Here is an 8,900-nt window from a genome sequence, read left to right as displayed (position 1 = left end):
GCCAAGACCGGCGACATCATCGCCCCGATCCGGGATACAACGGGGCTGAACTCCCGTCTCGACGACGCGGGCGTCGCCGCCGTTGCAAAGGCGGTCGTCGCCATCCGCTCGTACTTCATGCCCCAGCGAGTCAAAGCGGCCCGCATCTGACCCTGCCTCTGTCAACCAAGGACAGCCGTGTGGTGCTCGTGACGCTTACCCTCTGTCGGTGAGGTGGCTCGGCCTAGACTGCGCGTCCGCGGGTTACTTGGGCGGTCCGAGCCGATCCTCATCACAGGAGGACGAGCCATGGCAGATTATAGGGAAGCATTTGTCGGAATTGATGTCGCGAAGCTGAGGAACGCCATCGCGATTGCAGACGCCGGCCGGGAGGGAGAGGTTCGCCTCTTCGGGAGGTTGATGCGACGGACACGAGCATACACCGCGTTATCCAGCGGATCGCCTCCAGATTTGATCGAGTTCATTTCTGCTACGAGGCAGGCCCGACCGGTTAAGGTCTCTATCGGCTGATCCATTCGTTTGGCGACGAAATGCACCGTGCTAGCGCCGTCGCTGATACTGAGAACTTACCTTGGTTTGGCTTTTTGACGAGAGTCACGAGGCCATGCGGGATTTCGTCTGCGCCCGGGCGGCCGCAGTTGAGACGCCTCGTGTTCACCGCCAGCACATGAGTTCCTTCATGCTCAAGCATGGACGAAATCTATCCTCGCAAGAGGGCTGGATGATGCGCTGTCTCTGCTGGCTGCAGGCGCAGCAGTTCGATCATCCCGCGCATCAGATCGCGCTCCAGGAGATGGCCGAGGCGGTTAGCATCTCGAAAGAGCGGATCGAGCGGCTAGAGCGTGTGATCGACGAGTTCGTTCGAGTCTGGTCGCAGGCGCCGATCATGCGGGCGCTGCAGACATTACGTGGTGTGGATCTATTGCTACCGAGATTGCCGACGTGCGCCGTTTCGAAAGCCCGCGCGGCCGAGCGCGCCGATCGCCATCGCCGACCTTTAGCCGACCTCTAATCGAGGACGGCGCTTACCCCACAACACGTCACCGCTGTTGCGGCGAGGAGAAGTGCTGGAGGCGGCACCTTCGCAGCCGCCAATTGTGGCCAACTGTAAATTGGTGGATTACGGCATTCTAATGTGGATTACGGCATTCTAATAGTGTGTTCCCTCAACCACACCGAAACCAAAAATTATCTCGCATGTGCGAAATGAGTTGGAATTGGTGCTGAAAGCTGTTACGCGCTTTTGAGTATTTTGGCGGTTGGGTGGGCCTCAGGTAACGTGGGACAGAAGGATTGATGCGGATGAACCTAGTTTTGAAGAGTGCGTTGGCCGGAGTTGTTGTGTTGGCCGGCTTCGCCCCGGTGTCGTCTTTCGCGCAGGATGGATCGTGCACCTGTGCGACCGCCTATAACGGCGTAAATCCGATTGGATCGCTCGGCCACGTTAATGGCGACGTAATGATCTCGCAGGTGGCTGGCTATGGCCCGGCGAAAGCAGGCGGCGCGCTGGATTTCGGCAGTCGTGTCGTGGTTGGCGCCAAGGGCTCGGCTTCGGTTCAGGTCGGTGGCTGTAATCTGAGCGTCCCGGCGAATTCGACACTCGATATCTCGCGCGTTGACAATAAGATTTGTCTCAATGTCTTGGGTTCTGAGAAAACCGCCCAAACGGAGAATTCCAACAACAACAAGAGCAAGGTGCCGCTTTTCATTTTTGGCGGCATGGCGCTTGGGGCAGGTATTTTGGCGGCAACGGCGGACAAAGATCACGGCGTCAGCAACTGAGCTGGCTGTAGACAGCGGGATAATGCCAGCGGAGGCGCAGAGTGCTTCCGCGGTGTTTTTGTTGCTGACGGAGTGTCTTGGGCTAAACGGTGGTGCAAACGTTCGGAGGGGCTTAGGTCCGAGGCGACGTGCGGATGGCTGAGGCCGGCGGATTGTCCGCAACCGGGCCGAAGTATTCGGTTTTGCGGCGTGTCGGCGTGAATTGCAGGCTCGACAGTGTGGCGACTATCAAAGTAGATCCAGTAGTAGGCGGCATGAGCGGAGCGCTGGATATATTAGGCGTAAGGCTTGGTCTTGGTCCAGTTCGGTTGGGCAGCGCTGATATCGGTGGTGCGGCGGTGATCATCGGCCTGCATGATGACTACTCTGTCAGCCAGTAGCTGGGATCTGGCATTTACCCTATTCCATGAGCTTGATAAGCGAGTCGCTCGCAGCCCAGCGGGTGATGCATTTGCGGTTTTTTGCTATGGCGCCGCCAAGTTGCTTCGTTGTAGTCACAAACGCCCATGATCGATCTGCATTCCCACATTTTGCCCGGCCTGGACGACGGCTCACCCAATCTTGCCGAATCGCTGGAAATGGCTCGACTGGCGGTGGCCGACGGAACGACCCACATGGCGTGCACACCGCACGTGACGCCCGGCGTATACAAAAACGAAACACCGAACATTGTTCGGGCCGTTCAAGAGTTGCACCAGGCGCTGCGCGACGCTGCCATACCACTTGCTCTCTACGTCGGTGCAGACGTTCACGTAGCGCCGGATCTTCCGGACCAATTGGGGGCGGGCAGCGTGCCGACCTTAAATAGGTCCCGCTATTTTCTGTTCGAGCCGCCACATCATATTCTACCTCCACGAATGGAGGATCTTGCTCTACGCCTGATAAATGCCGGTTTTGTCCCGATTCTCACTCATCCAGAGCGTTTGACCTGGATCAAAACGAATTACGACGTTATTGAGAGATTGAATGCAGTCGGATGCCTTATCCAGCTTACCGCAGACTCGATTGTTGGTGCTTTTGGACGCACGGCGCTTTACTATTCGGAAAAGCTGATTGACGAAGGCAGGGTGGATATCATCGCATCGGATACTCATAGCGCTACGCGCCGGCGTCCTGGGCTTTCGCAGGCGGTTGCTGCTGCTGCCAAGCGGTGCGGGGAACACGAGGCCCGCAACATGGTGTTGAAACGTCCAGGCGAAATATTGGCGAACCGGCCCATCGAGCCGGTTGGAAAAGGGCGTCCTAAAAACCCAGGCGCCGGAAGCGTCGGCCGTTTTGGAGGATTGGGCCGCCTATTCAAGGGCGGGACAGCGTGATGGGCATTGTTCGTTTCGTAGGAATCCATATCGGCACGGTATTGGTCCTGCTCTCCTCACTCGCAATGTCGGCCTGCACGAGCACATCGTCGACGACACCTTCATCCGCGAGTTCGGTCGATGCACTGCAATTGACATCATCGTCGACGCCACTTGCGGGCGGTGGTGCTCTGCGAGTGGTAAAGGACCTACCTGCTCCGCAAAACACCCAGAACGGCAGCGAGCAGCCTTTGTCTCCGAACGATGTGCTCGAGGTGAATGTGTTCCAGGTCGATAATTTGAACCGAACCGTTCAAGTGGATTCCGGCGGGCAAATTTCGCTTCCGCTTATTGGGACCGTCACCGCGGCAGGAAAAACCGTCCGCCAGTTGGAGCAGGAAATCGAAACTGCCTATGGCGCCAAGTACCTGCAATCGCCGGACGTGACAATTTTCGTCAAGGAATCGATTGGACAGCGCATAACGGTCGATGGCGAAGTCAACAAGGCTGGCATTTATCCGGTGTCGAGCAATTCCTCTCTCATTGATGCGATCGCCCTTGCTGGAGGATTCAATACTGTTGGGGATGCAAAGAAGGTCTTTATCTATCGCAATATCGGTCCAAACACCTTGGTTGCAAATTACAACGTCGAGGAGATTCGGGGTGGCAAAATCCGCAATCCACGCATCTATGGCGGCGACAAGATTGTAGTGTTCGCCTCGGCATCGAAAATTGCGATGAACAATCTTAAGGACGCCCTCGGTGTCGCGTCAAGTGCAGCCCGGCTTGCTGTGGTCCCTGGGTTGTAGTTCACGGCCGGTCAGAATGTAGACGAAGTTAGGATGATCTCCCGTCATGCTCGATCGCAACAGGCAACATCAAATAGCAGGTCCAGGACACGGCCAAGCCCTGTCTGCCGACCTCTATTATGACGGCGCGCAAAATTATAGCCCGTATGGTCGCGACTACTCCGAACAGGATGAGGGCTTTAACCCGCTAAAGCTGCTCTTTTACGTTGTCCAGTACCGCTGGCTGATCGTCATAATGGCGGCAGCCGGGCTTGTCGCCGGCGTCGTTGTTACGATGATGCAAACGCCAAAGTATCAGGCAACGACGCAATTGGAGGTGCTGGTTCCTTCGGCCAAGGTCTTCCAGGACATTGAGGTGGTTTCTGAAGACAGCGACGTACGAGCCTTCCTGACGGCTCGTGAAAAGCTCAAGAGCCGTGCATTAGCCCAGCGCGTTGTGTTTCAATTGGGACTTAGCGAAAAACCGGACTTTCTGTTTCCCACGCCGAGCTTTTCCCTCAGCAATATTTTCTATCGCGCATTTGGAATTTCAAAATCACCGTCCATCCAGTCCAAAACGCCCGAACAACGTGAGGCAATTGCTATCGGGCGCATTCTAAATGATCTCAGCGTCAACCTGGTCACCAATACGAGCCTGCTGTCGATCACGTTTGTCGATCAGAATCCCAAATATGCTAGTGACGTAGCCAATCAGGTTGCTCAAAGCTTCATCGATCAGCGTCTTGACCAGACCAGCGAAACGTCCGATCTGGCACGGCAGTTCATCCAGGAACAGGTTCTGCAGGTAAAGCAGAAGCTCCAGAAATCAGAAGAAGAGCTGGTCGCCTATGCAAAGGATGCCGGCATCACCATAACCGGCGACGACAAATCGCTGATAGGATCGAACATCGAAGCCCTGAATACTGCGCTGGCGACCGCGATCCAGGACCGTCTCGATGCAGGGCGGGTGGTAGATCAGATAGATAAAGGCCGCGGTTCGAGCTTGGCCCCCGTGCTGGAAAGCGAAGGTCTGCAGAAACTCAGCGAAAAGCTGGCGGATTTGACCAGCCAATACCAGCAGAAGCTAGGCATTCTCAAGCCCGGCTTTCCCGAAATGCAGCAGCTCCAATCGCAGATTAAGGAGCTGCAGCGAGTCTACAATAACGGCGTCCTTGCTATAACGGACTCTCTGCGATTGAAATACCAGGAGGCACAGAACAAGGAGGCTGATCTAAAGGCCAAACTTGCCGAAATGGAAAAACAGCAGGTCATATTCAACGACAAGAACATCAAATACACGATCCTAAAAAGGGAAGTTGATTCGAACCGATCGCAATACGACAACTTGATCGCCAAGCTGAACGAGGTCGGTGTCAGCTCTGAACTGAAGACACAAAGCGCGGCAATCACGGATTTTGCCACACAACCGGATCGCCCATATTCGCCGCGTCTGAGTGTCAATCTCGCAGTTGCGCTCGCATTGTTTCTGGCTCTGAGCGCCTCTGTTATTTATATCATAGAATTATTGAACAACACCTTCACCAATCCCGAGCAGGTCGAAAAAGAGCTGGGCTTGGCTATGCTCGGTATCTTGCCTCTCGTTGATGAGCGCGAACTCACAAGCAGTATTGCCGATCAAAAGTCCGGCTTGTCCGAGGCCTACCGTTCACTTCGAACATCGCTGCAGTTTTCCGGTGCGGAAGGCGCCCCACGATCGCTGGTTGTCACGAGTTCGGAGCCTTCGGAAGGCAAGTCGACCACGTCCTTTAAACTCGGGCAAGATTTTGCAGCACTGGGCGCAAGGGTTCTCATTGTGGACGGCGATCTCCGGAAACCGAACCTTCATCGCCTGTTTGGACTCGACAACACAATCGGCCTAAGCAATCTGCTGACGAACACCGTCCGCAAAGAGGATTTAGCGAACATCTTCAGGGCGACGAAATATCCCAACGTGACGGTTTTGACGTCAGGAACGATTCCTCCAAATCCCGCGGATCTGCTTTCCTCACCGAAGATGGCCCTGATCATCACCAACCTCGGCAAACGCTTCGATCTTGTTATCATCGACGCACCGCCGATCGTCGGTCTTTCGGATGCCCCCATCCTCAGCCGGCTCGCTGAGGGCACATTAATGGTCATTTCCACAAATCAGGTGACGCGCAAGTCGGCCAAAACGGCGTTGAAGCGTCTACGAGCTGCGGGCGCGAACGTAGTCGGAGCGGCGATGTCCAAGTTTGCGGTAAACAAGTTCGATTACAATTATGCCTACAAATACATGAACTATCAGTACTACAACTATGGCACGGACACGAGTACTCTAAGGGTTGAGGGCAAAGTGCATGATGGAGCAGGCCAGCCCGCTTATGCAAAATCTGCGGCATTCAATCGTTTGGTTCGTCGCATCCGTTCTAGTGTTGGTGGCTTCCTCGATCGGGCTAAGTCGATTTCTTGAGACCGAAACGCCAGCGGTTTCTATTGCGCTTGACCCATTCAACGCGGATGCGTTAGTAGCCGAAATCACCAGCGACCTGAACGATACGAACAGTCCTCCCGATCTCGATGCCTTGCTGGCCAGGGCCCGAAGAGCGCTCGTCTTTGATCTGGCGGACGCGCGCCTCTATAGCCTGCTCGGTGAGATCAAATATCGGCAGGGCGAAAAAGTCGAAGCCTATAAACTCTTCGACCAAGCCCGAAAACTGTCCAAAACAGAAATTCATGCGCTGCAGAGATCCATTAGCCGCGCAGTAGAAACGGATGATTTGACAAGAGCCGTTGGCGAGATCGACATTTTGCTGCGGAGATGGCCAGGCGAATTTGCAAAGATCGCCGACGGTATGCCGGCAATTCTTTCTAACCCGAATGGATACCGGGCAGTGCTGACGGCCATCAGGGCGGAGGCGCCCTGGAGAACCAGTCTTTTGTTCGCTCTCACTGGAACCTCTGAGGGCCTCGATTTGGCAAATCGGCTGCTACTTGATTTGACCGGATCACCAGCGCCGCCTAAATCGAACGAGCTAACCGCCGTGATCAACGGCTATATTCGTCAGAAACAATATGAACCTGCGTATCGATTGTTTCTCTTCAGCCTTTCTGATCAAGAGCAGAAGTTGGTTGGATATATTTTTAACGGCTCGTTTGAGCCCGTCACTGTCGGCAAGCCGTTCGATTGGCAAGTTCGCGATCAATCGGGCCTGGAAGTTACATTTGCAACATCCAAAGATGCGGTTGAGGGCGAGGGAGGCGCGACAGTCCGTTTTTTAAACACGCCGGTTAAGAACACAGCCCTTCAGCAATACATTTCGCTGCCTCCAGGTTCGTACAGGATATCGCTGGTTGCATCGGCAAGAAACCTGAAGCTTCCCAAGGAATTGTTCTGGTCAATCAGCTGCCTGGGTCCGGTCGGTGAAATTGCCCGGTTCAACATTCCAGAGGGCACATACAACCGCCTAAATCTGAATCAGGATTTTTCGGTTGGGGCGACCTGTTCCTTGCAACTGTTGACGCTGCAGACCGCCGCCATTGCCGAGAGCTGGCGATTTCGATATGTCGGCACATTGGTAATGCACAAATTGAGCGTTGAGAGACTTCCATCTTGAGCGTCCGGCCGTCGGAATGGGATAAATATCTCCTCGGCACGGTCTTGTTTGTGTCGCTGCTGATCGGCGGTGGTACTGCGAGTGGCCTTTACACGGACACTCTGATCGAGATCGCTGCAATATTTTCGGCCGCGGCCGTTTTTTCGCAAACCCCCGGCCAGGACCAGAGAATCCCCCGGCCTGTTCTGTGGCTGCTGGTCTTCGCCGTGGCGTTGATCGTTCTACAAATCGTCCCGCTGCCGGCGGCCATATTCAACGAGTTGAGGCCGGAGTTGCTGCTCGGAGATCCCTGGGTGGAAGAAAGCCGATTTCGCTTCGTCAGCGTTGGCGTCGGCCGCACGATCGAAAGTTTGCTCTCCCTTTTGGCCGCAGCAGCATTTTTTTTAGCGGTATTGCGTTTGCGTGCCGAGCAGGTCAGCGCACTTCTCCCATTTTTTTTGATGGGGGTGATCTGCAACAGTCTGGCAGGAGCCATTCAATACTCGCTCTCGGACAACGTCGCAATCGAGGGATTATTGCCCTTTACGATAAACGCAGGGCTCTTTGCCAACCGGAATCATTTTGCGGCCTTACTTTTTGTCTCCATTCCCTTTGTCGTTTATTACAGTCTGTTTCGCGGGCATCTTTTGTCGGGTTCGCTCGGCTTGATCACGCTTTTGCTGCTTCTTTTAGCCGCCGGTTCTCGCGCGGGAATTCTGATTGGGTTGGCGATTACTGTCTTGTCCATCGTCTTTCTTTCGGCCCGCTCCAGGGCGAGTGGATTGAGCATCCTTGCCATTTTCATAACACTCTCGGTCTATACGATAGGCGCGTGGACGAAAATAGACGTGGAGGCAATCGATCCCGCGTTCGGGCGAGGAGAATTCGCCCGAACCACCATCGAGGGGATCAAGGACAATTGGGCGACAGGTGTCGGATTTGGGAATTTTCAAAACGCCTACCAAATTTATGAAAGGGAGGGCATGATTTTCAAGCAATACGTCAATCATGCCCATAATGACTATCTTGAAATAGCTTTCGAAGGAGGAGTTCCGGCTATCCTGCTGATGGCAGGTTATTTTGTACTGCTATTCGCTGCATTAGCCAGGGTTCGCCGTGACCCGCTTCAGAAGGCCGCATTCCTTTCGGTATCGTTTCTTCTCATTCATTCTCTGGTCGATTATCCGCTGCGAACCGAGGCGCTGGCGATCACCTTTGCCTATATGAACGCCATCATTTTTCACAAAGGATTTGCGGAACGCTTGGGCCGCAAGAACGAGATGATCGAGATCGACCACAATGGTGACAAGCTACTTGTTCCCATCGAAACTTCGTCCTAGGGACCCAGTCGCTGCGCCGGCGTCGCCTGAACGAGGCGGCCGACTCTCAGGAGAGCGCTCCTGGCTCTCGCGCTCAAGCCGACCCATATTTGCCTGTCTTACCCAAGCGCAACGGTTTGC

General features: G+C 54.7%; 7 protein-coding genes and 1 pseudogene. All 8 read left to right on the top strand.

The features are described 5' to 3' along the window. Positions 1-288 precede the first annotated feature (288 nt). Positions 289-966, top strand: a pseudogene (locus tag AC0L2X_RS28070) (transposase); the annotation flags it as partial. 336 nt (positions 967-1,302) lie between these two features. Beyond that, the gene (locus AC0L2X_RS28065; protein WP_473600747.1) at positions 1,303-1,782 is read left to right on the top strand and encodes a hypothetical protein; all 480 of its coding nucleotides are present in this window, start codon (positions 1,303-1,305) and stop codon (positions 1,780-1,782) included. Between the two features lie 134 nt (positions 1,783-1,916). Next, a complete protein-coding gene (locus tag AC0L2X_RS28060; protein WP_473600746.1) occupies positions 1,917-2,162 on the top strand; it encodes a hypothetical protein in 246 nt (81 codons plus the stop codon). A 126-nt stretch (positions 2,163-2,288) separates the two neighbouring features. Further along, positions 2,289-3,098, top strand: coding sequence for a tyrosine-protein phosphatase (locus AC0L2X_RS28055; RefSeq protein WP_473600745.1), 810 nt, complete (start codon positions 2,289-2,291; stop codon positions 3,096-3,098). After that, positions 3,098-3,886, top strand: coding sequence for a polysaccharide biosynthesis/export family protein (locus AC0L2X_RS28050; RefSeq protein WP_473600744.1), 789 nt, complete (start codon positions 3,098-3,100; stop codon positions 3,884-3,886). The genes AC0L2X_RS28055 and AC0L2X_RS28050 overlap by 1 nt, the downstream gene beginning before the upstream one ends. Positions 3,887-3,932: 46 nt before the next feature. Beyond that, positions 3,933-6,317, top strand: coding sequence for a GumC family protein (locus AC0L2X_RS28045; protein ID WP_473600743.1), 2,385 nt, complete (start codon positions 3,933-3,935; stop codon positions 6,315-6,317). Further along, positions 6,205-7,461 (top strand): tetratricopeptide repeat protein, encoded by a 1,257-nt coding sequence (locus AC0L2X_RS28040; RefSeq protein ID WP_473600742.1) that lies wholly within the window; start codon positions 6,205-6,207, stop codon positions 7,459-7,461. The genes AC0L2X_RS28045 and AC0L2X_RS28040 overlap by 113 nt, the downstream gene beginning before the upstream one ends. Continuing rightward, complete coding sequence (locus tag AC0L2X_RS28035) at positions 7,458-8,780, top strand: O-antigen ligase family protein (RefSeq protein ID WP_473600741.1); 1,323 nt, start codon at positions 7,458-7,460, stop codon at positions 8,778-8,780. Before AC0L2X_RS28040 ends, AC0L2X_RS28035 begins: the two co-directional genes overlap by 4 nt. Positions 8,781-8,900 lie beyond the last annotated feature (120 nt).

The sequence above is a fragment of the Mesorhizobium sp. WSM4828 genome, from assembly GCF_055811175.1.
Note: the sequence above shows the minus strand (reverse complement) of the source record. Positions and strands in the feature narration are given on the sequence as shown.